We start from the raw sequence: 25,433 nt of genomic DNA, 5'->3' as shown, positions 1-25,433 counted from the left end.
CTGAAGAAATTACATCCCAGAAACGCGCTCAACCAGATACATCATCTCGCGGTCCATCTCTTCTCCACTGAGGCCGACAAATCGAGCTTCCAGACCGATGGTGACGAGCCCGTGAACTGCAGCGAAGCAGGTACGGGTTCTTGCCGCAAGAACATCGCCTTCAAGCTCCGGATTAAGTGCCTTGAGCGGGACAGCGATGAATTCCAGCAGTGCGATGTTTTCAAGAATATGCTCTTCCGGAACCGCTTTGCCCTCCGGCAGCCGGTGCGCAAAAAGCGTCGTCCATAGATTTCGGTTCTCACGCGCAAAATCGAGGTAGGTCTGCGCCAGAACCTTCATTTGAAACATCGGATCAACCGAGCCCTCGAGCGCTTCCGACATCCTCTCTCGAATGCGTCCGAGCGTAACGGAATTGACCGCGAGCAGGAGTTCGTCCTGATCGGCATAGTGTTTGTAAACCGAGCCAACCGAATAGCCTGCTTCCGCGGCGATCTTCCTTATGTTCACAGCATCCAGGCCGCCAGCCTCGACGGCGCTGATGGCAGCTTCCAAAACGCGGCGATGCGTTTCTTCGCTCTTTGCTTTTTGCAATCCGGCCACTGTGAGTTTTCTCCGCAAAAGTGAACTTAGTTCATTTTCTTCTTGACTTAACCGAGTCTCTGTGGCTTTGTCAAATAATGAACAATGTTCACTTTTATGGAGGCAGCATGTTTGAGGCGCTAATATTGCAAATGAGAGCACTCTTCACGGCAAGTGCTCAGGTCGCTCTGACCCTGAACAACCGCGAAGAAGCCGCAAAATTGCGCAACCGGCTGGAACACGCAAAATCCGAAAAACTGCTGATCAACATCAATCAGCCCGAGCAATCCTAACCAACATTCGTTCAAGTGGGGTGCCGCAAACAGCCGCCCCGCAGGAGAAGATAATGCAAAAGCCATTGATGACTTCCCGGCGGTTTGCGCCGCTCTTTTGGACCCAGTTCGTTGCAGCGTTCAACGACAACTTCCTAAAAAACGCACTCGTGTTTCTGATCCTGTTCAATGTCGCCGGTTCGTCTGCAGGCAACTCGGGTGCCCTGATTGCCTTGGCCGGCGCAGTCTTCATCGCTCCGTTTCTGGCGTTCTCCGCAATTGGCGGTGAACTGGCCGACCGATATGACAAGTCCAGGATCGCCCGCATCACCAAGCTGGTGGAAATTGGCGGCGCAGGACTTGCCGTCACAGGCATGGCCCTGAGCTCTCTTCCGATCCTGTTTTCAGCTCTCTTCGTTTTCGGGGCAATGTCCGCCCTCTTCAGCCCCGTCAAGTACGGGCTTTTGCCGGATCACCTTCCAGCAACCGAGCTGCCACGAGCAAACGCCTGGATAGAAGCTGGAACCTTTCTGGCCATTCTCGGCGGAACCATATCGGCCGGTCTTGTCTTCGCAACGGGTGCGCCCGTCATGTTGTTCGCACCGGTCATGATCGCATTGGCCGTAGCCTGTTATGGTTTGAGCCGCCTGATACCATCAACACCGGCAGCAGCTCCCGATCTCAAGATCGACTGGAACGTTGCCACGTCTACCTGGCGTGTCCTTGCAGACCTTGTCGCTGACAAGCGTCTTATCCGCGTCGCACTTATGAATGCCTGGTTCTGGCTGATCGGTGCCTTGATCCTGGCCATCCTGCCGCTGATGGTAAAATCTTTGCTTGGTGGCGGTGAAGTTGCGGTCACCTATTTTCTGGCCGTATTTGCAGTTTCCATCGGAATTGGTTCAGCCATCGCCGCCTGGCTGCTTGCCGGACGCGTCGTGCTGCTGCCGGTTCCGGTCGGCACACTCCTGTTGGCTGTTTTTTGCCTGGATACGGCACTTACCTTGAACGGAGTGTCTCATTCGCTGCCGGCCGCAACACTGGGCGAATTCATTGCTCGCGAAGGCGTCTTGCGCCTGTCCATTGATATGGCAGGCCTTGCCATCTCTGGAGCATTCCTTGCGGTTCCAACTTTCACCGCACTGCAGACCTGGTCTGATCCGGACTGCCGGGCACGCAGAATTGCAGGTACCAATGCGCTGGGCGCGGCGATCATGACGCTTGGCGGCCTGACGCTTGCCGGTGCGCAGTATTTTGGCGCCTCTGTGCCGACGATCCTTCTTTCCCTGTCTGCGCTCAACTTGTTCGCCGCAATTGCTATGCTGATGTTCCTGCCGACCAACCCGATGCGGGATGCGGTTTCGATACTCTATCGTTCAGTATTTCGTGTGGAGATTTCCGGCCTCGAGAACCTTGAAAAAGCAGGGCCGGCTCCCGTTCTTGCCCTCAATCACGTCAGCCTTCTCGACGCCGGCCTTGCATTGACCCTGAGCGACAAGACCCCAACATTCGCTATCGACTACGACATCGCCAAGCGCTGGTGGGTGCGGCCCTTCTTGCGGCTAGCCAACGCATTGCCGATCAACCCGTCAAAACCGATGGCGACACGGGCGCTGATCAGAACCGTTCAGTCAGGCGAGCCACTTGTGATCTTTCCGGAAGGCCGCCTGACGGTCACCGGCTCCCTGATGAAGGTTTACGACGGAGCCGCAATGGTAGCCGACAAGACGGGGGCGATGATTGTGCCCATCCGCATAGAAGGCCTTGAGAAAACTCCTTTCTCCTATCTGAAACCCGACCAGATCCGCAAACGACTGTTTCCGAAAGTGAAGGTGACGATCATGGAACCGAAACGCCTTGAACTGTCCGAAGACCTGAAGGGCCGCAAACGCCGTGCAGCGGCAGGTGCTGAACTCTATCAGGTGATGTCAGGTCTAATGTTCGAAACCAGTCTGTCGCAAGACAGCACGATCCTTGACCGGGTCATCGAAACCGCCAGAGAGCGCGGATATTCTCAACTTGCCGTCGAGGATCCGCTGAGCGGCAAGCTCAGCTACGGCAAACTCCTGACGGGCGTTTCCGTTCTGGCGCGAAAGATTGCAAAGCTGACACGAGGCGAGACCACAGTCGGGATCATGTTGCCAAATGCCAACGGTTCGGCCGTGACCTTTCTTGCTGCTCAATCGGCCGGCAAGGTCCCGGCAATGATCAATTTCACCGCTGGACCGAGCAACGTTTTGTCGGCGTGCCGGACAGCAAACGTCAAAACCATTCTTTGTTCGCGCACTTTTGTTACTCAGGCGAGATTGGAAAACCTCGTTGAGCAGCTCTCTCCTCATGTCCGCTTCATCTGGCTTGACGAAGTCAGGAAAGAGATCACGCTCCTCGACAAAGTCAGAGGTCTCGTCACGAAGACCCGTCCTGTGGTCACACGGCACGCCAACGATACAGCCGTTATTCTGTTCACATCCGGTTCGGAAGGAGAACCGAAGGGCGTGGTGCTGACGCACAGAAACATTCTGGCCAATGCGACACAGGCTGCCGCCAGGATTGATTTCACCCCGTCCGACAAGGTTTTCAATGTCTTGCCGATGTTTCACTCATTCGGCCTGACCGCCGGCACAATTCTGCCGTTGATCTCGGGAGTACCGGCATATCTTTACCCGTCTCCCCTGCACTACCGCATCATTCCGGAGCTTATCTACGGCTCAAACGCAACGATCCTCTTTGGGACCGATACCTTCCTGAACGGTTATGCCCGGACTGCCCACGCCTATGACTTCCGTTCGCTGCGCTATTGCTTTGCAGGTGCGGAGCCAGTCAAGCCATCGACACGCGAGACCTATCTTGAGCGCTTCGGCTTGCGCGTTCTGGAGGGCTATGGTGTTACGGAAACCGCACCTGTCATTGCGATCAACACGCCCATGTTCAACAAACCGGGCACGGTTGGCAAGCTGATGCCGGGCATGACTGCAAGGCTTGAGCCAGTACCAGGTGTTGAAAGTGGTGGGCGCCTGCTCGTATCGGGCCCAAACGTGATGGTTGGATATCTGAGATCTGACAACCCCGGCGTGATCGAACCGCTCGTCGATGGATGGCACGACACCGGAGACATCGTCGACATCGATCAGGACGGTTTCATTACCATCAAAGGACGCGCAAAACGCTTTGCCAAGATTGGCGGTGAAATGGTCTCTCTCGCCGCCGTTGAAGCGCTGGCTGGAAAGATCTGGCCGGATCATCTGTCGGCTGTTGCAGCAATCAAGGATCCCCGCAAAGGAGAGAAGCTGATATTGGTGACCGAAAACCCCGACGCAACTAGGTCCGCTTTTATCGAAGTTGCCAAGTCAAACGGAGCTCAGGATCTGATGATACCGGCGGAAGTTCGTGTGGTATCGAGAGTTCCGGTTCTGGGGTCAGGCAAACTGGATTTTGCCGGTGTTTCAAAGCTCGTTGCAGACGGTTCAAACGCATCCAAGGCCGCCTGATCGATACAGCATCCCGTCAAACGGCGGGATGCTTGCCGACCTACCGGAAGTTCGCGCTTACTTCCTGGAAACTCAAATCATTTCGCCCTTGCTCCGATCCGGTTCAAACGACTAGTCTCGCAGCTGTCTGCTCCAGGTTCGGAGCGCTGTTGTCGATTTGAGGAATGAGATTGCCATGTCCACACCCGCTTATGACGATCAAAACGTCTTTGCAAAGATCCTTCGAGGTGAATTGCCAAGTCACAAGGTCTATGAGGACGATAAGACGCTGGTGATCATGGACATCATGCCCCGTGGTGACGGCCATATTCTGGTGATCCCGAAGAGCCCGTCACGCAACATTTTCGACATCGCAGAAGAAGACCTGAACGCTGTCATGGCAACGGTTCAGAAAATGGCGCGCATTGTGATCAAGGCATTTGGTGCGGATGGAACCACAATCCAGCAATTTTCCGAACCCGCAGGCGGTCAAGTAGTCTTTCACACACATGTCCACGTAATCCCGCGTTTCGAAGGCGTCTCCTTACGACCCCACACCGGCGATATGGCGGACAATGACGTTCTTGCTGCTCAGGCGGAGAAAATCAGGGCAGCGCTCTCCTGATTGCCCACTCAGCCAACGGGGCTTCAACGGGTTTTGCCCGCCTTTTCACCTTTCAGCGCACTGAAGTTCTGCCTCTTCTCAACAGGGATGGTACCTATGTACCCTCCTGGACCGGAATTCAAACGCCGCCCCAATACAGGCTAGCCTACGAGTATGCAGCCAAGCACATGAAAGAACATGGCTTGTGCGACGGCCGGACACCACCAGTCTGGACCTTTGAATCCCGGGAGGACGATCTTGAGTTGCTGGCGGCAAGCCTCCTCTCAGAGCACGAGTTCAACGAATTTGAATACGTGACGTTGGAGCTGGTTGTCCCGGAGAACCAGCTCCTACGTTCTTCCTATGGCCATTGGTGCGAACTTCTATTTCAATCCATAGAGACGGGACAGATCGAGGATGACGGCTCCTGGCTTTGTGTGAACGGGCAACTAGACGATCAATCACCAGGTTCCATCCAGACGTTGATCCCTCACATCAGGAAAGAGTGGATCAGAAAAGTCGAACCATTGGAAATCAACCCGGAAATGTATTAGCGAATTCGTTTCTGCCAATCAGGCATCGATCAGTCCAAGCCCGCCTGGACCGCTGCATCTTCCTGTTCTTTAGCGAGGTTCTGATCCTCCTGAAGCACCTTGACGGGTGCGGGACGCTCGAAATAGCGTTGCGTGAAGTCTTTGAATTCATCAAATTCAGGAACAATACCGAACATCATTCCCCAGCGCAGTCCCACAGCCCAAAGCACATCGACCGCTGTCATGCGTTCGCCAAGCACATATGGGCCTTTCGCGAGCTGCGCCCTCATGTTCTCCATCACCGTATCGAAACTGCCATAGGGTGACATGACCTGTGGCGGCTCTTCCCGTTTGAGTGCGCGGTCCACCAGGGCGGGCTCAAAACAGGAAGCCATGTGAACGAACCATCTTAAGTAAGGACCACGGCGCCGATCATCCAGCGCCGGAGTTAATCCCTTCTCCGGAAACAGATCGGCCGCATAGATGTAGATCGCAACCTGTTCTGTGATCACTGCGTCACCACTGCGCAAAGCAGGGACTTTGCCGGATGGATTCACTGCCAGATAACTGGGCTGGCGGTTCTCACCAAGTTTGAAGTTCAGAACATTCAGCTTGTAAGGTGCGCCCAGTTCCTCAAGGAGCACACGCACCCCGGTCGCCCGGGTTTGTGGTGCATAGAAGAGTTCCACTTGGTCGGCCATTCCGGTGTTCTCCTTCTTGCTGAAACACGGAGTGTGCCCAACCTATGGTATCAAGCTCCATGAGCAGCTACAGCAAAAAAGTGTGCGAAACCGGTAGCTAGAAAAGATCGAGTGCTGTCCACCCCACGAGCAGAAAAGCCTCTGCCACCAGAACTCCCACGACCACGCGATGACGGGAAATGAGAAAGGCGGTAAAGCCGAAAACTGTTGCCGCGAGGCGCAGCCACATCGGAGTCTCAGCGAGAATACCTTGCGGAAAAAGGATCAGTTTGGAGATGAGCCCGGCAACGAGCGCCGTCGCGACACACCTCACCCAAATCAGAAGCTCACCATCTTCACGCAATCGTCCGCCGGCGAAAACACCGAGCCAGCGCCACACGTCCGTTGCAAGCCAACCTGCGACCAGGATCATGAGAAAAGGCCACCACCAGGTATCCGCATAAGCTCCGCTGCTCATGAGACCGTCCATCACGACAGTCCCCGTCGCCAGAAACGTGTGGCCAGATACGCCAACGTGCCACCCATCAATCCGGTCCAAAGAAGATCAAGCCCTGGCAGGGATATGAAAAAACCGGACCGAGCACCAGACCGGCCACCATGGCCGCCTTGTCTGCGTTCAATCTTGCAGCGCCCCAGAGCGAGCACAGAAAGTAGACTGGCGTCAATAAAAACAAGGCCCCGGCCACAACGTCCGGAAGCCGCTCGACCAGCAAATAGGCAATGCCCGTCAACACAAAGACAAAGGTGGAAATCGAGCTGCCGAAGCCAACGAAGAAAGGCAGTCTCGCCTCTCTTGGGAGTTCCGGCAGGTGTTTCATGGCATAGACCCAGGCCGTGACCGCAACGAAGTGTGATGCGATCAGAAGCTGCCAGTTCTTGGTTTTACCTTGGACTTTGATGATCGGCATCAGCGCCATTGTCATCGGCATCAGCCGAACGGAAGCAAGCGCCACGGCAATGCCTGCCGGGACAATACCCATGCCGGAAGACAGGGCGCCGGTCAAAACCACCACAGATGGCAACGCCCAGATAAAACCAGTCATTGCAAGGGTTTCCAGCAATGTGAGGCCCGTCTCGCGGGCCAGTCCGGCATATCCGACAAATGCTGCCGTCAATATGAACGCAGGTATGGAGATTGCTGCACGCGCACCACGGGCAAACCATTTCCTCGAGGATATGGCTTCACTTTGCTCAGACTGTTTTTCAGAAGCGCCGTTTGGCGAGGACATGAACGTAGACCAAAACGAAATTCGTAAGGAGACCTTATTTTCTGATCCTCTTCCTGCGAAATGTCAACGCGCCGCCACAACCGGCTCTGTTCGATATTGACATGTTCCTGACAAGCAATTTCTCTGGTTCAACAATTGGCAAATTACTTTGTCTGGACTGAGCTTGATGTCAGACCTCTCAAAAGACTTCTGGTTAAATCGGTGGCTAAAAGGGTTGCGTCTCGCCGACCACGTTTACAACGACGCATCAATCAGATGGGGAGAGTTGATTGAACCCAGCGTTGATCCAAGGCCGCATCCGTTTAACGACACTCTGCGCATCGCCGTAATCGCAAGCTTGCCAGTCGGTTTTCTGACGCTCAAGACACTGCTGACCTATGCGCGCCATTTTCCAGCACAGCTGCACATTTCATGCCTTTTGACGGATGACCCACTAAACCAGGATGCCAGAATCAGTGCACGCAAGCGCATTTGGCACCTATATCCTCAAGACCTGCAACGCGAGCTTGAGAGAGCTACGATCAAAACCGCCCTGACAGCAGGTATACCTGTTTATACCGGCGACATAAAACAAGACTGGTTTCGTGAAACACTGCGAGACCTGAAGCCCGATGCGGTTCTGTGCTGCGGCTTCGGCCAGTTGATCGACAAACCTTTCCTGCGCATACCGAACCTCGGTGTCTACAACTTTCACCCGTCTGACCTCGCCAGCGGACACGGTGCCGGTCCAGCGCCACATGAAGATGTAAAACAACGAAATGCACACACGACACGTTGGACGGTCCATTTGATGAACGAGGAAATCGATGCCGGGCACATTATTGGCACCTCTCCTCCAATCAACATTCGTCGAAGCGACGGAGAGTTTCCGGACGATCCTATAGATTTTTACAGCAAACTCACGGACGGGCTCGACCACCTAGTTTATCACACAGTCAAATGCCTCATCGAATGGCATGCGCACGGGCAGACAAAGCCTATGAGATCAATCAACTTTGAGCAGCGCTTCACGCCGGAAATCAAGGCGCGCATGATGAAGCCGATCGCTGACTTTCCGGATGTTGTGTTCCCAGATCCGACTTTGTTTGCCGAAGTCTGACCAGCGCAGCATCCAACACGCCGTGCATCTTGAGTTCGATGGCCTTTGGTCAAAAAGAGAGCCCCAGCAGTTGCCGGGGCTCTTCAAGCTTGGAAAAGGTTGATCAGTCCGCCAACGGCACCTTGGGCACCAGGCTCTTCTTCGAAGAACCACCTTTGCCGGACGACGACGCCTTGCTGTCCTTGCTGGTACCCGCCGATTTGGCCGGAGCTTTGCGCTTGCGCTTAGGGCGCGGCTTGGGCTCGGTCTTGGCTTTGCTCTTCGGCGGTGTCGCTCGCTCCTCGACGCTTTCAAGGAGCAGACCCTTGCCGTCTTCCGATACCGACACTTTGACCATGCCGCCTTTTTTCAATTTGCCGAACAGCACCTCATCGGCCAGCGGTCGTTTGATATGCTCCTGGATAATTCGACCCAGAGGTCGAGCTCCCATCCGGTCGTCATATCCTTTAGTCGCCAGCCATTTCACGGCCTCGTCTGTCAACTCGAACGTCACGTTGCGATCTGCGAGCTGGACTTCCAGCTGCATGACGAACTTTTCGACAACTTTGTGGACGACCTCGATCGGCAAGTTGCCAAACGGTATGATCGCGTCCAGGCGATTTCGGAACTCAGGCGTGAACAGCTTGTTGATCGCCTCAGTGTCATCTCCTTCTCGCTTCACGCGATTGAAGCCGACAGGCATCTTGGCCATGTCCGCGGCACCCGCATTCGTCGTCATGATCAAGATGACATTGCGGAAATCGACCTGTTTGCCATTGTGGTCGGTCAATTTGCCGTGGTCCATGACCTGCAGCAGAATGTTGAAAAGATCCGGGTGGGCTTTCTCGATCTCATCCAGCAGCAGCACGCAATGCGGATGCTGATCGACACCATCGGTCAGCAGACCGCCCTGATCGAAACCGACATAGCCTGGCGGTGCACCGATCAAACGGGAAACCGTATGCCGTTCCATATACTCCGACATATCGAAACGGATCAGCTCAACCCCAAGCGATGATGCCAGTTGTCGAGCGACTTCCGTCTTGCCGACACCCGTCGGTCCGGAGAACAAGTAACTTCCGATCGGTTTGTCCGGTTCGCGAAGCCCCGCTCTAGCCAGTTTGATCGCCGAAGCCAGGGTTTCAATCGCATCATCCTGCCCATAGACGACGCGTTTCAGGTCCTTGCCGAGATTCTCAAGAACTTCAGCATCATCCTTGGAAACGGACTTTGGCGGGATCCTTGCCATTGTGGCGATGGTGTTTTCGATTTCCTTCACACCAATGGTTTTGCGCCGCCGCGCTTCCGGCACGAGCATTTGAGACGCGCCTGTCTCGTCCAGAACATCGATGGCCTTATCAGGAAGCTTGCGATCGGAGATGTATTTTGCTGAAAGCTCAACAGCCGTCTTGATGGCATCGTTGGTGTAGCGAACCTTATGGAAATCCTCGAAATAAGGCTTCAAACCCCTAAGAATATCGATTGCGTCGGGTATCGACGGTTCGTTGACATCGATCTTCTGGAACCGCCGCACAAGTGCCCTGTCCTTTTCGAAGAACTGGCGATACTCCTTATAGGTCGTTGACCCAATGCAACGGATCGCCCCGGATGCGAGTGCCGGCTTGAGAAGGTTGGACGCATCCATGGCCCCTCCGGATGTGGCACCTGCCCCAATCACCGTATGGATTTCGTCAATGAACATGACGGCGCCCGGATAATCCTCGATTTCCTTGACCACTTGCTTCAGGCGTTCCTCGAAATCGCCGCGATAGCGCGTTCCGGCAAGAAGCGAGCCCATATCCAGTGAAAAGATAGTCGCGTCCTTAAGAACATCGGGCACATCACCATTGACGATACGATGGGCCAATCCTTCCGCGATCGCGGTTTTGCCGACACCGGGATCTCCCACAAACAGCGGATTGTTCTTGGATCGCCGGCACAATATCTGGATCGTGCGTTGAATTTCGCTGTCTCGTCCTATCAGCGGATCGATTTTGCCACCGGTTGCCTTGTCATTGAGATTAACGCAATAAGCTTCAAGCGCATCGGTTTTCTGGCTCGATTTCTTGTCCGTTTCCGCGCCCGGCAACACATCTTCTTCTTCCGCACCTTCCACAGGTCTGGCTTCGGACATTCCGGGGCGTTTCGCGATACCATGTGAGATATAATTCACCGCATCGTAACGCGTCATATCCTGATCTTGCAGGAAATAAGCCGCGTGGCTTTCCCGTTCCGCAAATATTGCGACCAACACATTTGCGCCCGTGACTTCTTCGCGTCCAGAAGACTGCACGTGTATCACGGCACGCTGAATGACCCTCTGAAAACCAGCGGTCGGTTTGGAATCATCGTCACTGTCAGTGACGAGATTGTCCAATTCAGTTTCGATATATTCCAGGAGGTTCCTGCGAATCGTATCCAGGTCGACATTGCAGGCCCGCATGACGGCCGCAGCATCCTGGTCATCGAGCAACGCCAGAAGGAGATGCTCGAGCGTCGCATATTCCTGCTGGCGCTCGTTCGCGAATGCCAGAGCCTGGTGAAGGGCTTTTTCAAGACTGCGTGAGAAGGAAGGCACGTGCGTTGGTCCTCACTTTTTTCCATGACGCATTGCAAGGGATGTTGGTGCTTTCGCGCAAAATCCATCACCTGTGTCACTTTTGTTTCCGCGACTTCGTAAGAAAATATCCCGCATTCTCCGACGCCGTGGTGGTGAACATGAAGCATGATGCGAGTCGCCTCTTCGCGGTTTTTTTGGAAGAAGTTCTCCACAACGTGAATGACGAACTCCATCGGCGTGTAGTCGTCATTCAGCAGCAGCACACGATACAGATTTGGCCGCTTGGTAACTGTTTTTGTCCGGGTGACAACGACTGTTCCGGCGTCGTCACCGTCATTGTCATAATCAGAGCCTGCCGACATTGCCCAGTCTATCGCCTTATTCACTCCGGCCATCACTCATTTCATACTAACGGGCATTGACTAACCCTGGAAAGCCTGCCCGTAACCTGGACCGCCGCTTTGAAAAGAGTTCACGGTCGCTTTGCTTCTACGGTAATCCTGCCGCGCAAGCCGCCCTTGCGCAATGGTCGATTTCATCAACAAACCGGTGAACTGCACAAATCGGCATAAAGTGCAGCCGGTGATGCTGAATGTAGGTCTCTCAAAAGAGATTAAAAGATGGGGAGGTAGCGCATTTCCAATCCGTGAAGACGATGTGTTCAACACCGGCAAAGGACTGGGCAAAACTGTGCATATACGAAAAAACCCGGCTCAGATAAGCCGGGTTTCGATCAATTCATTGCCTCGAAGAGGCAGAAATTGGTAATTACTTGGCCAATTTGCTCATCACGCCTTCGTAAGGCTTGTAAGCGTCTTTGGACATGTCGGTGAACATTTCACCGAGCTTGGTCATCTCACCGACGAAGCCTTCGTAAGCGCTCTTGGCGTAGTCAGCCTGAGCTTCAAAAGCTTTATCCAGAGACTTGGAAGAAACGAGCTTCTCGACTGCAGCAGTGCCTTCATCAAAGGACTTTTTCTGATAGTCAGCAACTTCGGCTGCGATTGCCTGCATGCCTTTGCTCATCGTGCCGAACGACTCCATGGCCATATCCATGTTGTCTTTGCTCATCTTCTGGATCTCATCTAAGTTATTCATCATCTAACTGCCCTCATCCGGCGAACCGGTCTTTGTGGCCTCGTGGTTGCTCCATTCGGCAGCCGGTGCGCTAATCGCGTTACCTAATGAACATCACATAATGCACTGCACAAAAAGTGTCAAGGTGATTTTGCACCGCAACAACAACCATTACGAGAAATTAACAATGCGATAAAACCAAAAGGCACGTGCCCGATGAGGTGAAAATAGCAATTGAATAAAAACTCGATCTCCAGGAATGCCCCAAAGGCATTTCAAGTTATTTCTCTATAAATTCCAATATGCAACAACATTCCACAAAAAAGAAAGACATTTTTAAGAAAATATTCTTGCCATTCTCACTTGTTAACTTAACCCGCAATAGAAATATCAAGAAATATTGTAATTAACTATTGATTAACTCTATTCAAAATCAAATTTTTTAAGTGTTTTTTGCGCAAACTATTTACACATTCGTAACCGTGTTTCCATCAAATACACACGTAGTCGACGGGGTAGCCGGATTGAATCGCACGGGGGTTCAAGATCCAGTCCAGGCAACTTCAAACACTGACCGCGTGACCCTGAATGGGATAGTTATTGTGTTTGGTATGCGTTTTCTTCGCAATGCGAGAATGGTTGCCCGTGCAGGCAAGATTTTGGTCCTAGGCGCTCTCTTGCTGAGCGTTCCGTCTATAGCGATAGCCAACCCGAAATATGCTGGCATCGTTGTCGACGCAAAAACCGGCAAGACCCTTTACGCATCTTCGGCAGACGCCTATCGCTTTCCAGCTTCGCTGACAAAGATCATGACCCTTTACGTGGTCTTTGAAGAGCTTGAGGCTGGTCGGCTTTCACTTGATTCCAAATTGACCGTTTCCAAGTATGCCGCCGGCCGGCCACCTTCGAAGATAGGCGTCAAGGCAGGTCGTACGATCAGGGTCAAGGATGCCATCCTGGCGCTTGTTACCAAGTCAGCCAATGATGTTGCAACAGTCGTAGCGGAAAATATCGGCGGTTCTGAGAAAAGGTTTGCGGAACGCATGACCAGGACTGCGCGTCAGCTCGGCATGTCCAAAACGACCTTCCGCAATCCCCACGGTCTGCCAAACTCCAAGCAACGGACAACTGCAAGAGACATGGCGCGGCTTGGACGGGCAATTCAGGAGCGCTTTCCGCAGTATTACGGGTACTTCAAAACCCGCTCTTACAAGTACAAAGGCCGTACCTACGGCAACCACAACAAGCTGCTCGGTCGGGTCAAGGGCGTAGATGGCATCAAGACGGGCTACATTCGCGCGTCCGGCTTCAATCTGGTCACTTCCGTTAATCGCGACGGACGCCACATAGTGGCAGTTGTCATGGGCGGCAGGTCTGGAAAATCCAGAAACGCCCATATGACCAACCTCATCAGCCGTTACCTTCGCAAAGCCAGCCGCGGACCAAAAACCGTGCCGGCAATCGCAAAGAGCAATGTTCAGCCGACATTCGTTGCAGCAAACTTGAAAAACCCGCCATTGCCGAATTCAAAACCCGGCAGCAAACCTGAACCTGCAAGCGGTGCTCCGATGGTACTGGCATTTTCTGCGCCCAAACAGGCTGGCGTCGTCCCTGCCCCGCAGCCGGCCACCGTTCCAGGTTTTGGTGAAGCTGTGCCATTGCCGCCGCGCCTTGTGAAGCAGCGTTTCGACAGTACCTTTGCGGTTGCAACTGCGCTGCCACCCATCCCGCCGGAAAGCCCGGACGGTTCGTTGAGCACGAATTCCATCTCCAAAACTGCACTGCTTCAGGCCGCTCAAGCCCGTTCCGGCGGAACCTCGCAACAGCAACTGGCTCTTTCGAATGCTCCCGCGACCCGGTCCGTTCAAGTTGAAACAATCCAACTGAATACGGTGCCCGTAGCGACGATCAGTGCAAAGCAGGCAGTCGCGCAACAGCCGGACACCAGGATAGCAGCTTTGGCGCCGATCGAGCCTGAAACAGCCGACGATACGGTCACTGTGGCGACCAGCGACAGCAAGGATATCGAGCCGGGCTGGCAGGTCCAGATTGCAGCAACAGAAACCGAAGGCCAGGCAATCCGTATGCTGAAGAACGCCAAGGCCAAAACCGGTAGCGCCCTGCGTGGCCGCTCACCCTATACCGAACCGGTCGATTCCGGCGGACAGACCCTCTACCGAGCAAGGTTTGTCGGCTTCGACAACAAATCTGCAGCCAAAAGGGCCTGCAGAACACTCAAAAAGCAAAATATGCTTGCTTCGCCATCTATCAGTAACCGCGTAACGGATGCCGTCAATGTCTTCTGAGAAGCGTGTCTTTAGCCTCGTTGATTTTCGCCGCGAGGAAACCGGAACCTCCCTGGTCGGGATGAACCCGCATCATAAGCCTGCGATGCGCGGCTCGAATTTCCGCGTCCCCGGCTTCGGGCGTAAGCCCCAGGATCTGGTAGGCCTCCTCATCTGTCATGGGGCCCGCGCCCGGCGAGCTTCCCTGCCGCTCTGTTCCATCCGTCTGGAAGTGTTCACGCCATCCGGCAAGCCGGCGGTCGAGATAAGCTTCGACTAGCTTCTGGCTTTGCTCATCCTGGCCAGCTTCGCGCCAGAATGCTTCAAGTTCTTGCTCGTTGAGTTCGTCAAGCCCGCGGCCCTGAAAGCCGCCGGCCAATATGGTCCCGGTCATGGCCCCGCTGTCATGATCCAGTTCCATTTCAACCATTGCCGTCCGCACACGGGATCTCTGCCCGGATGACTTCTGTGGCTTGTAGCCACCAGATAGGCCTGAAAAAACATGTTGTCGAAGCAACATCACGCCAAGGCCAAATGCCGGTAGCGCAAACGCGAAGCGCCCCGTGACGGCGAAAAACCCGGCAAGTGCAATCATGAAGACACCGGCGAAAGTACGCAGTTGCCTGGCGAGCGCGGCCGGGTTGGCGTGCACAAATTGCCTGGCAAGCGTCAAAACGGCGACAAGAAGAACAATTCCGATCAGAAGGTAGAACATTCGGTCCCTTGGGACTGGATTGACAAAAACAACATCGGGCGGCTCCACACCGCCACGAACTTCCTGCCATCAAAATGGGGCTTTCCAAAGCACTTTTGAAGGAACGTCGTTATCAGGCTTCTTGGGGCTTCATGTCACGACTTTGGCGGAAGCTGCTGCAAAAGCAACCGCGCTCCCTGCCCGCCCTTTCTTTCCAGCGCTTGTAGGGCCGATCGGCCGCCACTGGCAAATACAGCGACCGCCTTCAAAAGCTCCGCTAATTGTCGCGCCGCTCCTGCATCAAATGGACAATAGGCCCCCTTTGTCAGGCGCGCCATTTCCCGGAAAGCTCTTTCCGCTACCGAATCGCGGCCTTCCTGAAACAAGAACATCGGCACCCCAAGCAATCCGAGTTGGCCCGCCTTGTCGCAGAGCAGGTCGACATCTTCTTCCATGCAGTCTCCGACATAGACCAATGCTGCAATCTTTTCCCTGTCGGCCGCTTCAAGTGCGGCTGTCAGAACCTTGCGGATTTGTGTGCGGCCGCCCTGACATGATATTCGGCTCATCGCACGAGCCAAATCATCGCTGGAATTGAACCATCGCGACGCCCGGCATTCGCCGAAGCCCCGAAAATAGACAAGCTTGATGTTCAGCCCGCCAATGCTCCCGGCTTCCTGAAACATTTCGGCTTGAATATGACAGGCCTGGTCCCACGTCGGTTGTCGGCTCATTGTGGCATCAAGCGCAAAAATCAAACGGCCGTCACTCCCCGGTTGCGGCTTGATGTTTCGCGCCTTTTCCAGAAAAGCCGAGACATCGGCATCCGCTGACGGAAGTTCTGATTTTTGCCGGACAAGCGCTTCCTTCATGCGTTCGTCGGTCTTACCCATGCTTGCCTCGTCCTAGTGGCTGTCTCTGACAATCAACTTGGAGCGCTTGGATGACTTTGGCAAGTTCAGGTGCTCAAGGGAGTTGAGTGCCGCAGGCGGTATTCTTGTCGAGCCTGTTTACGTGGTTCGAAGTTTCAAGGAGTGCACCCGGCGAAGATAGAGCTCCACCAAGACCGCGTTCGGCACCCAGCACGCCCAGCTTATGATGGGGTAAGCAATGGCAAAGTCTGCACCCAAGGCCATAGAAGACCCCAGATAAACCCTTAAAGTGACAGCGGCAAAGGTCAGTGCCGCCGACCGAAGCATCCAGCGTCTGTGCCGCTCGATCTGACGGGACACCGCGAAATAGAAGGCCGCACCTGTCGTTCCGAGCCAAATGAATGCCAACAAGGCAAACCCAAGTGTGGCAAAGGCTCCGGTGGTTGTGTGGAATGCAAGCTGAAGACCTGCAAGACCTGACACCAGGATGGCTGCCACGTAGACCCGGCCACTCCAACGGTGCAGAGCTGGCCAGCGTCGCCGCACGCCAGACATGAATTGAAACGGCATCAGGGCGAGCGCGATCGGTGCGACCCCGATGTGTGCATAAAGTGCAAGGGCGTTGCCGTCCAGGTTATGGGCAACGAACTCCATTCCCTGCTGAACACCCAAGGGTATGAAGCGATAAGACACGACAGCAACCAAGACCGAAGTTATCGTGGCCAGCCAAAACCCTGAGCTGCCCGCAAGCCTTGAAATCCGTTCCATCTCGTCTCTCTCCTCATAACTTGACAGTGTCAAGATAAGATCGAACTTGACAGTGTCAAGCCAATCACGGATGAAACCTTCATGATGAATGCCCCCAAAAGTCGCCCTAGGGACGGCACGCTTCGAACCAAACTGGTTGATGCCGGCGTCCAACTGTTGAGAGACCGGGGACCTGATGGTTTGTCACTGAGGGAATGCGCTGCGATGGCGGGCGTCTCTCATGCGGCACCAGGCTATCATTTCAAAAACCTGATGGGGCTCTCAACGGCCATCGCCGCCAGAGGGTATCGGCTCTTTTGCAATGCCATGCTTGCAAGACGAGACAAGGCAGGCCCGGCCCCTTTTGAACGCCTCAGCGCGATCTGTCACGGCTATCTGGATTATGCAGCGGGGCATCCTGAATTGTTTCTGTTCATCTTTTCAGGGCAGAAATTCAACGAGAACGACCAAGACTTCTGCGTGGCCTCTTCAGAGGCATACGGTATCTTGCGAGAAACGTGCGCACCTTTGGTTCCTCCAGGCACAGAAATTGAAGAAACCGAGATCCTTGTCTGGTCACTCGTTCACGGCTACGCCCATTTGGCCATGACCCGAAAGAAGGACAACCCGAAGCTGGGTCGCGGCTGGCCTGATCTTGACGCACTGCTTTCACACTTGCGGAATGCGCTGGCCGCCCAGTCCGCCGACAAAACCCGCGAGTAAGCCCGCCGTTAAAGGAGACAAAGCTCGGTCAGGTCGCGGCGCATCGCATCCGGCATGGCCACTGCCTCGCCCGCAAGCCGGATATCACCGGGGGCTTCATCCACTTTTAGGTACCGCCAGCCCTGGAACGGTCGCCTGGGTCGGTATTGGGTCAATATCAGACGGGGTTCCAGCACAAGATCGCATCGTTTTATACCCGCTTCATCGGTAAACGGGCGAATGTCCAATAGGTGTTGCCGCGCCTGGATCTTCCCCTTGATGACCCAGTAGAGCGACCCGCCGTCCAGCAGCTCATCCTTGCGGGTCGGAACCATGCGGGTTGTGTGTGTCGTCACCTCTTCCGTACCAGCAAGGCGCGCCTGTTCAACGCGGAAATCAATCCAGGCCTGAAGAGATTCTGCGCTGTCTGCTCCCACACACAATTTAACAAGATGCAAGGTCATAGACTTGACCTAGCAGGCCTGCCGGTTCCGTCAAGCTGACTTCTGGAAACGGCGGTGGATTTTGCACAGCAAGAGTGACGTAACGCTTGCGGTTAACGCTTAACGGGGGTCTCATAGTCCCATGGAAGTGTTTCTCACAGGCGGAACCGGTAGCATCGGTTCAGCGGTTCTAAAGCGACTTCTCGACGAGAACGCACGGATTGTCGGCCTCGCCAGATCCGACGCGTCAGCTGAAAAACTCCGTGCTCTGGGCGCCAATGCCTACCCGGGTGACCTTTGCTCTCCCGATAGCTGGGTGAGCCGTGCTGCTGCCTGTGACGCCGTGGTCCACACCGGCGCGACATTTTCTGCCGACATGGGCCGTGTCGACAGGCAATCCATGCTGGCACTGAAGAAGGCCGCGCAACATCGGCAACAACCACTCAAGGTGATCTACACCGGCGGGGTCTGGCTGTTTCCGCAAACGACTGCGCGGAACGTGATTACGGAAAAGACTCCGTTTTCACCTCTGCCCGCCTTTCGCTACATGACCGAGACAATCAGAACCCTGTCACACGGCACAGACATGAACCTTGCGGTGGTTCATCCGGCACTGGTGTGCAGCCGGGAATTCGGACCCATTGCAGAAATGACCGATGCCCTGAAGAAGGGCCATGCATTCAAAACAAGAGCGACGCGCGATACGCTCTGGCCACTGGTCGAAGTCAACGATCTTGCAGACTTTTACGCGCGCATATTGCAACAGACCCGTTTCAGAATGTCCCTGATTGCCAGCTGCATTGACGGTATTTCAGTCGGGCACCTTGCATCGCACATTTCCGCAAGGCACGGCGCACCGTTGGAAATCGACACAACACCCGCCCCCGAAGAGACTGATCCGGAAACCGATTGGAGCGCGGGTTACGCGCTGTCGCAGAAAGTGGACGTCAATCACGCCCGTCGCACAACCGGATGGCAGCCCGAGCACTCCACCATCGAAGATCTGGTCGTTGCCCTGTCAAAATGAACACTGGCAATTCCACAAGGCCACGGTAAGGATTTTCTCAATTCGAACAAAGACTTTCTAAAGTTTCCCACCTTAAATTGAAACCAAGGGCAACTTGGGGCTTCGCTTTGATCAGGTCATTTTTCGCAATTTTTGCGTTTCTTCAATTGACGGCTTCACTTGCTGCCGGCGATTGGCCACTCGGCGCATTTGAAGTCCGCAATACGGCCGGATTTGTTCAGGAGGGCGACATACGCAGGACGATTGGCGTCGACCGAAATACCGGCACTGCCGAAATTGCAGCGATTGAAGGCGGCCTGAGTGTGACAATCGGCAGCACACAGCTGCATCTATTCCGGATCGAAGAAGGCCTTGCATCGATAGAATGGGATGCAAGCGGGACAAATTTGCTCCATGGCATCGATATTCAAGCGCTTCTGGGCGAGGAAACGCCGCAAAACATACCCGTATGGGGCGCTAGCCTGGCCTGGCCAGGTGCAGGTTCAGTGCAAATGGTGCTGCTGCCACTTCGGCAAAACGCATATACCGGATTCTTGGTCAGCCGGCCGGCGGACCAGATCGTGGTGCGTCAAATGGAATTTAGAAAGATCTCCGGGCCGTCCAATCGCCCGGTATCGTCAGGATCAGCTGATAGGCGTCGTGCGGGTATTGCCGGCTAGAAACACAAAAAGGCGCAGCTCCCGGCTGCGCCTTTGTTCTGAACACGTCCAGCTGTTCTTATTGAGCAACAGCGACGGCTTGTTTGGCACTTTCCACATCATTGAACAAAAGAACCATCGTCAACGCGACGCCAACGACAGCGACAGTCCAAAGAGTGACGCTCCAACAAGATTTCTGCACGTTTTCGTCCATCAAATCCCTACACTTTGTTATTCGGCGCCGGGTCCCACCGACCTCAAATGTGGCGCCATTGGGGCGATGAGGTAAACGATCCCTTACCCTTTCGCAAGCGCAAAAAAGGAGCAACTGGTATCGCTTTTTTGCAGAGCTTAAATCCTTTCAATTTTTCAGCACCTTACGGTTTCCCACAGTGTTCCTTAGTGCTGTTGTATAAACTCTGTTATGACAATTCGAAGCCGGAGTTCACCCACCGGCATCGTCAAAAGGTTCGTGATGCAGGCCCTCTCAAATATTGATATCGCCGCTGCCGCCTGGTTTCTCTTTGCCTGGTTCGGTTTTAATTTATTGATTGATGTCAGTCCTTTAAGACAAAGAACCCTGTCAAATGCGATGGACGACTTTCGACGTGGCTGGATGATCTCCATGTGCATGCGCGAAGTCCGCATCATGGACACCTCCATCATGGCGGGCCTTCAGCAAGGCACTGCCTTTTTTGCCTCAACCGCTCTTCTGGCAATGGGGGGCTGTTTTGCACTTCTCGACGCTACGGAAAGGATACTCCAAGTCGCCGGAGATCTGGCAATACCAGGCGCAGACAGTCGCGCCTTATGGGAAATAAAGGTTCTCGGCCTGATGCTGATTTTCGCCTATGCCTTCTTCAAATTTGGCTGGGCGTACCGGCTGTTCAACTATGCAAGCATCATTATGGGTGCCGTTCCGGACCTGGGGCAGGCTGAAGACAAAACGGTACGAAAGATGGCTATGCAGGCCGGCGAACTGAATGTACTCGCCGGACGCCATTTCAACCGAGGTCAACGCGCGTTTTTCTTTGCAATCGGATTTCTTGGCTGGTTTGCCGGCCCCTACGTTTTCGCAGGGGCCACGCTTGCTGTGCTGATCGTGCTCACACGACGTCAGTTTGCTTCCAGAGCCCGCTCAGCCGTGTTTTCAGGGCAATATCCAAACCTCGGATCACCCGTCAAATCCGGAGAATAGACCGATACCGGATCATCGAATCCCTTCACCTGATACCGTCCATAAAGACCAGAACGGCATCCCATGATGTCGGAAAGTGCGTCGGAGACCAGGACCTGACGCTCAAGGTCCTTCGCCAGTTCGGCGATACGCGCAGCCAGGTTCACAACTGGTCCCACCACGGTGAAATCGAGCCGCGTTTCACTGCCGACATTGCCATAGAAGACATCGCCGGCATGCAACGCAATCCCGACGCTCATATCCGGGGTCGTAGCGCACGTTCTGGCACTGTTGATCGTTTCGATCCGCTGCAGTGTCTCCCGTGCAGCAAGCAACGCCCGCTTGGCTGCGTCACGTGCCTCACCATCCGTTTCATACGGAAAAATGGCCATCACTTCGTCGCCGATAAACTTCAGCACTTCGCCACCATGGGCCTCCACAGCTGCCGTCATCGCGCCGAAATACTTGTTCAGGAACAAGATGACCTTGTCGGCAGGCAAAGTGTTGGACATCCTGGTGAACCCGCGAATATCGGCAAAGCTCACAACGGCCTTGATCCATTCGCCTTCACCGCGGCGTGTCGTACCATCAAGAACCCGCGATCCGGCTCGTGGACCAACGTAAGTCTCCAGAACAGTTTCCGCAGTCCTTTTCAGGGTTTTAAGCTCACAGACCAGTGCCAGTGGCCGCACAAGCGATTCAAAAACACCTATGTGAGAACTGACGAACCCGCCAGGCGCCTTGGTTGCGAAGGTAGCAACCTTTACGGAGCCATCCGAAAAGGGCAGCGGCAGCGCTATGTAGTCGGTGTAGCCTTCATCCCGCAATTCAACCGTGACCGGGAACTCCTCCACAATCGAAGGTTCTTTCTCGATCCGGACACGCACTGCAGCACTCGTTTCGTGGACACGCTTGATCGGACTGGCTTCGTAATCCTCTTCCGAACTGTTGTCAGACGTATAGAGCCTGAGCTCCCGCGTCCCGTCACTTGCCCAAATGGATGCTTCTGCGCGCACGTTCGGGTGCACGACCCAGATGCCCGTTGTCGCCCTGTCGACCGGCACTTTGCCGCGGCGCAGGCGCTCAGCAAGCTCTGAAACGATTTCCAAAGTATCATTCAAATGCGAAGCGTCGCTGTAGAGCCACTGTACAACGTCTGCCGCGACGATCGGCGCTTCGAGGACCATCAGCCCACGTCCTTTCAATTCCCTGAGTTCGCTCAATATATGGTGCGACGCAACCGTCTGTAAAAGAGGTTGAACCCAAAATTGAGATGTAAGTTAAAAGTGATTTGCCGTCTTCAGGGCTGCGGGAAAAATTCCGTGCTTCGCCCGATCACCCAATAGATCGCTAATCCGAGCCATTCCCTAAACGCGATGTCGAATCGACGCAGCCCCTTTGACGCGCCATCGAATCCCAGTCCCCTGTCCACTTCCCCCTGGTTCGATAGTCCACAGGATAAGCCGTCAGCCCTGTCCACCCTGCCTTCTCAAAGACACCCATGGACCTGGGCATATGATAGGCGGAGGTAACGAGCAGCCACCTTTGTCCCGGCTGCGGATCCACGATTTCCTTGCTCAAGGTGGCATTTTCCCAGGTGTTCCGTGACTCGTCCTCCAGCACAACGCGCTCCGGTGAAATACCAAAATCGGCGAAAAGCCGGCCGGCCCCCTCCGCCTCCGTCGCCTGCGAAGAAATAATGACGCCCTGTCCGCCAGTGTGGACGACAATTGCGTCGGGCAGCATCCTTGCCAGCCGCGCAGTAATCGTTATGCGCTCGGCCGACATGGTCAAAGCTGTGTCTCCGCGAACACCGGTCACGACAGTATCGACAGCGCCGCCAAGAACGATAATGCCGTCAAATCCGCTGATGTTTGCAGGACGAGGAAAACGGTCCTCCAGTGGTTGGATCAACCAGTTTGCGGCTGGTGAAAATCCACAAATGACAAGTCCAGCAAGCCCGGCCCAGGTCATCAGCTTTGCGATACGTTTGCGGCTGGTGAAAGCCATCAGCAGCAGGCCAAACAGAACCAGAGCAATCAGGAAGTTCGAAGGCTGAATGAAAAACTGACCAATTTTTGAAATGTAGAAGAACATCCGCCCCCCAAGGAAATCATTTTCTTAAAGAACAACGACCAGCATCGTCCAACAAGTCAAGGCTTGCCGAGTGCCTCGCTCGGATGGCGACAGATAGCTGAACGCCCGTGCAACGAAACTGCCCAAAAGTGTTCACATTCATCACAAGAGTAAATGGCAGTTATGGCTGGAAATAGACTGCAAAATTCATCGAACTATGGAACTCGGTCATCACGGTTTGCCGCTTTTTACCGCGGCAACTCACAGCTGGGTACAAAGCTTGTGATGGCGTTTGAATTGTAAAAAGACTGACACACAAACCCGACATTCTGCGCCCCGCTATGAGCCCGTTTGCCGATATTCACTTCCGACAATAGACAATACAGCCATGCAGAATTTCATCGGAATTTTTGCAAAGGGAATAATCGTGATCGGAGTCACAGGGTTTTGAAATCAAATGCGGCAATCTCTAGGCATCGTTTCGAAGGCTTAATCGAGGATAGCCAGATGACACTCTATATGAAACTTGGTGGACGCAAGGCAGTCATGCAGGCCATGCCACGTCTGAAGCAACGTCTGGAACAGGATGAATGCTTCGATCTCTCCGGTTTCCGCGAAGAGTTCGAGCGTTCCGATGACCTGACTGAATTCCTGATTTTCCTGTCAGGCGGCGCGCCGTTCTATGATGGAAAGCCGGTATGTGAGTTACTGTCACCAATTTGCACATGTTCCGACCTGTATGCGCGTTTTGTCGATCACTTGGTCAGCGCATTCTTTGGCGGTCGAGCCGGCACCGGAGACGAAACAGAGTTTCGGAGACTGCTGGACCGCTTACGTCCTCAAGTTCTCAGCCCGAAACCTGTTGCTCCGGTACTGGTCTATTCAGTCGAACCGGAAACGCTGAGCGCCTAAGGTCCCCCCACAAAACAAAACGCCGGTGGAACCAACCACCGGCGTTCTGTGACAGTCTCTTTTAGGCTTCGATCAGCCCAGTTCGTCAACGCTGGTCACGACTTTTCCGACAAGACCATACTCAATGCCTTCTTCCGGGCTCATCCAGTAGTCGCGATCCGTGTCCTTTTCGATCCGTTCGATCGGTTGACCGGTCGCATCGGCGAAGATCTTGTTCAACCGGTCACGCATCTTGATGATTTCCTTGGCCTGGATCTCGATATCCGTTGCCATGCCGCCGGCACCGCCGGACGGTTGATGCAAGAGAAAGCGTGTGTTCGGGGTACAAAACCGCTTGTCCTTCGGCACGGACACGTAAATCAAGGCACCCGCGCTGGCGACCCAGCCCATTCCAAGAATCCGCACTTCAGGCGCAACAAACTTGATGGTGTCATGGATCATGTCGCCGGACTCAACGTGACCGCCAGGCGAAGAAACAATTACCGTGATCGGATCGTTTGAGACCTGCGCAAGGGCAAGCAAACGGGAACAGACGTCGCGGGCCATTTCTTGTGTCACCGCACCGGTGATCAGAACTGTGCGCGCTTCGAACAGATGCTTGTCGACTTGGATCGACTGCTGGCTTTTGGCTTTGTCCTCGTCATCATCGTCGAGGCGTGCAGGCACCGTGGTCGAATAGTTTTTCATGCGCAGGATTAAGCTCCCTTGGCTGTTGGGCCGATTGAACCGGCGTTTTCAACGGACGATGGCTGAAAGTCCATCATCCCGGCATTCAGTCATGTGTATGCGAAGTCTGGGGCACTCGCAAATGATGTGATCCTCAATAACGTGAAAAGAGTTATCAGAAAGGCAACGCCTGACCAGATCAGTGCCTCAGTCTCCAGGAGGAAGTTGGCTGTCAATCGCCTTTTCCCTACGTCCGACAATGAAGTGCCAGACAAGCATGACCGCAAACGGCAAGGAAGGCCAGACGAACCATAGTGTGGACAACCCTGACGTCAGAAGATTGAGGACGAAGAAAAAACCGATCATGAACACGCAACTGCGCACCTTTCGCGGCTGTGCGCGCAACCAGCGCCGCGCCTGCTCAAAGCCGTTGGCAACGGCTTGCGTATCCTTATCCCAATTCGGTCTGTCCGATGTTGAACCGGGCATGTCGGCCCCATCTTCATTTTGGGCCGCAGTGCTTTCCTGCGGTGTGTTCCGGCCTCCCATTCGTACGGAATAGGTTTCAACAGGGTCAGCGACATTCTTGACCTGTTGCGGCCCAAGCGGCTCGAAACCAAGCGCCATTTTCGTTTTGACCTGATCGTAAACCGACTGCGACAACATGATCCCGCCTGTTGGCGCAATTTCCTGAAGGCGGGCAGCGACATTCACTCCGTCCCCATAGATGTCATCGCCCTCGACCATGATATCACCGAGATTGATGCCGATTCTGAATTCCATTTTGTTCAAGTCGGGAAGTTCGGAATTGCGGTGCAAAAGTTCGTTCTGGATGTCGACCGCGCATTGAACGGCTTCCAGGACCGAGGTGAACTCAATGATGACGGCATCGCCCCAGGTATTAACGATCCGGCCGTTGTGACGCCCTGTCATAGAGGACATTACAGACCTATAGGCCTTCAGCCGATCCAACGTGCCGTCTTCGTCACGCGCCATCAGCTTCGAATATTGTGCAACGTCTGCGCACATGATTGCCGCCAGACGCCGCTTCACCCGTTGCATCATTTTACCCCTGATTGCTCAAGCTTAGGAAT

Annotated in this window: 25 protein-coding genes and 1 pseudogene; 11 read left to right on the top strand and 15 right to left on the bottom strand. The window is 54.4% G+C overall.

The features are described 5' to 3' along the window. Positions 1–9 precede the first annotated feature (9 nt). Entirely contained in the window at positions 10–600 is a 591-nt protein-coding gene (locus tag ACZ1HV_RS00630; protein ID WP_298820379.1) for a TetR/AcrR family transcriptional regulator, read from the bottom strand. A 107-nt stretch (positions 601–707) separates the two neighbouring features. Here ACZ1HV_RS00630 and ACZ1HV_RS00625 point away from each other — a divergent pair, with 107 nt between their 5' ends. The 4 genes from ACZ1HV_RS00625 to ACZ1HV_RS00610 all read left to right on the top strand — a co-directional run bounded on the left by ACZ1HV_RS00625 (position 708) and on the right by ACZ1HV_RS00610 (position 5,476). Beyond that, positions 708–872, top strand: a complete 165-nt coding sequence (locus ACZ1HV_RS00625) for a hypothetical protein (RefSeq protein WP_472717004.1) — start codon at positions 708–710, stop codon at positions 870–872. Between the two features lie 53 nt (positions 873–925). Continuing rightward, on the top strand, positions 926–4,339 hold the full coding sequence (locus ACZ1HV_RS00620) for an acyl-[ACP]--phospholipid O-acyltransferase (RefSeq protein WP_298961818.1): 3,414 nt from the start codon (positions 926–928) through the stop codon (positions 4,337–4,339). 175 nt (positions 4,340–4,514) lie between these two features. Then, complete coding sequence (locus ACZ1HV_RS00615) at positions 4,515–4,943, top strand: HIT family protein (RefSeq protein ID WP_298820375.1); 429 nt, start codon at positions 4,515–4,517, stop codon at positions 4,941–4,943. 167 nt (positions 4,944–5,110) lie between these two features. Continuing rightward, on the top strand, positions 5,111–5,476 hold the full coding sequence (locus tag ACZ1HV_RS00610; protein WP_298820374.1) for a hypothetical protein: 366 nt from the start codon (positions 5,111–5,113) through the stop codon (positions 5,474–5,476). A gap of 29 nt (positions 5,477–5,505) precedes the next feature. Here the strand turns inward: ACZ1HV_RS00610 and ACZ1HV_RS00605 are convergent, their stop codons facing one another. From ACZ1HV_RS00605 to ACZ1HV_RS00595, 3 genes are all read right to left on the bottom strand, one after another. Next, positions 5,506–6,156, bottom strand: a complete 651-nt coding sequence (locus ACZ1HV_RS00605) for a glutathione S-transferase family protein (RefSeq protein ID WP_298961827.1) — start codon at positions 6,154–6,156, stop codon at positions 5,506–5,508. Positions 6,157–6,253: 97 nt separating this feature from the next. Next, entirely contained in the window at positions 6,254–6,613 is a 360-nt protein-coding gene (locus ACZ1HV_RS00600; protein WP_472717003.1) for an AzlD domain-containing protein, read from the bottom strand. Positions 6,614–6,680: 67 nt separating this feature from the next. Next, on the bottom strand, positions 6,681–7,385 hold the full coding sequence (locus tag ACZ1HV_RS00595; RefSeq protein WP_472717002.1) for an AzlC family ABC transporter permease: 705 nt from the start codon (positions 7,383–7,385) through the stop codon (positions 6,681–6,683). A 166-nt stretch (positions 7,386–7,551) separates the two neighbouring features. Here ACZ1HV_RS00595 and ACZ1HV_RS00590 point away from each other — a divergent pair, with 166 nt between their 5' ends. Further along, positions 7,552–8,484 carry a formyltransferase family protein gene (locus tag ACZ1HV_RS00590; RefSeq protein ID WP_472717001.1) on the top strand — a complete coding sequence of 311 codons (933 nt, stop codon included), beginning with the start codon at positions 7,552–7,554 and terminating at the stop codon, positions 8,482–8,484. A 103-nt stretch (positions 8,485–8,587) separates the two neighbouring features. Here ACZ1HV_RS00590 and clpA read toward each other — a convergent pair whose 3' ends face one another. From clpA to ACZ1HV_RS00575, 3 genes and pseudogenes are all read right to left on the bottom strand, one after another. Then, positions 8,588–11,041, bottom strand: coding sequence for an ATP-dependent Clp protease ATP-binding subunit ClpA (gene clpA, locus ACZ1HV_RS00585; protein WP_472717000.1), 2,454 nt, complete (start codon positions 11,039–11,041; stop codon positions 8,588–8,590). Between the two features lie 17 nt (positions 11,042–11,058). Next, positions 11,059–11,385: pseudogene (gene clpS, locus ACZ1HV_RS00580) on the bottom strand (ATP-dependent Clp protease adapter ClpS); the annotation flags it as partial. Positions 11,386–11,791: 406 nt separating this feature from the next. Continuing rightward, the gene (locus ACZ1HV_RS00575) at positions 11,792–12,124 is read right to left on the bottom strand and encodes a phasin family protein (RefSeq protein WP_298820362.1); all 333 of its coding nucleotides are present in this window, start codon (positions 12,122–12,124) and stop codon (positions 11,792–11,794) included. A 587-nt stretch (positions 12,125–12,711) separates the two neighbouring features. Here ACZ1HV_RS00575 and ACZ1HV_RS00570 point away from each other — a divergent pair. Then, positions 12,712–14,406, top strand: coding sequence for a serine hydrolase (locus tag ACZ1HV_RS00570; protein WP_472716999.1), 1,695 nt, complete (start codon positions 12,712–12,714; stop codon positions 14,404–14,406). On the opposite strand, the gene ACZ1HV_RS00565 is transcribed toward ACZ1HV_RS00570, so the two are convergent. The 3 genes from ACZ1HV_RS00565 to ACZ1HV_RS00555 form a co-directional block, all read right to left on the bottom strand. After that, positions 14,393–15,100, bottom strand: a complete 708-nt coding sequence (locus ACZ1HV_RS00565) for a DnaJ domain-containing protein (protein ID WP_472716998.1) — start codon at positions 15,098–15,100, stop codon at positions 14,393–14,395. The genes ACZ1HV_RS00570 and ACZ1HV_RS00565 overlap by 14 nt on opposite strands. Positions 15,101–15,234: 134 nt before the next feature. Further along, on the bottom strand, positions 15,235–15,972 hold the full coding sequence (locus tag ACZ1HV_RS00560; protein ID WP_472716997.1) for a vWA domain-containing protein: 738 nt from the start codon (positions 15,970–15,972) through the stop codon (positions 15,235–15,237). A 117-nt stretch (positions 15,973–16,089) separates the two neighbouring features. After that, the gene (locus ACZ1HV_RS00555; RefSeq protein WP_472716996.1) at positions 16,090–16,719 is read right to left on the bottom strand and encodes a DUF2306 domain-containing protein; all 630 of its coding nucleotides are present in this window, start codon (positions 16,717–16,719) and stop codon (positions 16,090–16,092) included. 81 nt (positions 16,720–16,800) lie between these two features. Between ACZ1HV_RS00555 and ACZ1HV_RS00550 the strand changes: the two genes are divergently transcribed. Further along, on the top strand, positions 16,801–17,421 hold the full coding sequence (locus ACZ1HV_RS00550) for a TetR/AcrR family transcriptional regulator (protein ID WP_298820354.1): 621 nt from the start codon (positions 16,801–16,803) through the stop codon (positions 17,419–17,421). 8 nt (positions 17,422–17,429) lie between these two features. On the opposite strand, the gene ACZ1HV_RS00545 is transcribed toward ACZ1HV_RS00550, so the two are convergent. After that, the gene (locus ACZ1HV_RS00545) at positions 17,430–17,864 is read right to left on the bottom strand and encodes a DUF1489 family protein (RefSeq protein WP_298820352.1); all 435 of its coding nucleotides are present in this window, start codon (positions 17,862–17,864) and stop codon (positions 17,430–17,432) included. Between the two features lie 121 nt (positions 17,865–17,985). Between ACZ1HV_RS00545 and ACZ1HV_RS00540 the strand changes: the two genes are divergently transcribed. The 3 genes from ACZ1HV_RS00540 to ACZ1HV_RS00530 all read left to right on the top strand — a co-directional run bounded on the left by ACZ1HV_RS00540 (position 17,986) and on the right by ACZ1HV_RS00530 (position 20,706). Continuing rightward, a complete protein-coding gene (locus ACZ1HV_RS00540; RefSeq protein WP_472716995.1) occupies positions 17,986–18,870 on the top strand; it encodes an SDR family oxidoreductase in 885 nt (294 codons plus the stop codon). A gap of 107 nt (positions 18,871–18,977) precedes the next feature. Beyond that, positions 18,978–19,529 carry a hypothetical protein gene (locus ACZ1HV_RS00535; protein WP_472716994.1) on the top strand — a complete coding sequence of 184 codons (552 nt, stop codon included), beginning with the start codon at positions 18,978–18,980 and terminating at the stop codon, positions 19,527–19,529. A gap of 403 nt (positions 19,530–19,932) precedes the next feature. Next, positions 19,933–20,706 carry a DUF599 domain-containing protein gene (locus ACZ1HV_RS00530; RefSeq protein WP_298986000.1) on the top strand — a complete coding sequence of 258 codons (774 nt, stop codon included), beginning with the start codon at positions 19,933–19,935 and terminating at the stop codon, positions 20,704–20,706. On the opposite strand, the gene ACZ1HV_RS00525 is transcribed toward ACZ1HV_RS00530, so the two are convergent. Together ACZ1HV_RS00525 and ACZ1HV_RS00520 are read right to left on the bottom strand one after the other, a co-directional pair. Then, on the bottom strand, positions 20,625–21,872 hold the full coding sequence (locus ACZ1HV_RS00525) for an adenylate/guanylate cyclase domain-containing protein (RefSeq protein ID WP_298820345.1): 1,248 nt from the start codon (positions 21,870–21,872) through the stop codon (positions 20,625–20,627). The genes ACZ1HV_RS00530 and ACZ1HV_RS00525 overlap by 82 nt on opposite strands. Positions 21,873–22,035: 163 nt before the next feature. Further along, positions 22,036–22,782 (bottom strand): YdcF family protein, encoded by a 747-nt coding sequence (locus ACZ1HV_RS00520; RefSeq protein WP_472716993.1) that lies wholly within the window; start codon positions 22,780–22,782, stop codon positions 22,036–22,038. Between the two features lie 486 nt (positions 22,783–23,268). Here ACZ1HV_RS00520 and ACZ1HV_RS00515 point away from each other — a divergent pair, with 486 nt between their 5' ends. Beyond that, positions 23,269–23,673: a globin family protein gene (locus ACZ1HV_RS00515; protein WP_298820341.1), complete on the top strand. Its 405-nt coding sequence runs from the start codon at positions 23,269–23,271 to the stop codon at positions 23,671–23,673. 72 nt (positions 23,674–23,745) lie between these two features. Here ACZ1HV_RS00515 and ACZ1HV_RS00510 read toward each other — a convergent pair whose 3' ends face one another. Together ACZ1HV_RS00510 and ACZ1HV_RS00505 are read right to left on the bottom strand one after the other, a co-directional pair. Further along, positions 23,746–24,360, bottom strand: a complete 615-nt coding sequence (locus ACZ1HV_RS00510) for an ATP-dependent Clp protease proteolytic subunit (RefSeq protein WP_298820339.1) — start codon at positions 24,358–24,360, stop codon at positions 23,746–23,748. Positions 24,361–24,546: 186 nt separating this feature from the next. Next, the gene (locus ACZ1HV_RS00505) at positions 24,547–25,401 is read right to left on the bottom strand and encodes an adenylate/guanylate cyclase domain-containing protein (RefSeq protein WP_472716992.1); all 855 of its coding nucleotides are present in this window, start codon (positions 25,399–25,401) and stop codon (positions 24,547–24,549) included. Between the last annotated feature and the right edge of the window lie 32 nt (positions 25,402–25,433).

The sequence above is a fragment of the Roseibium sp. JB4-4 genome (assembly GCF_055693425.1).
Note: the sequence above shows the minus strand (reverse complement) of the source record. Positions and strands in the feature narration are given on the sequence as shown.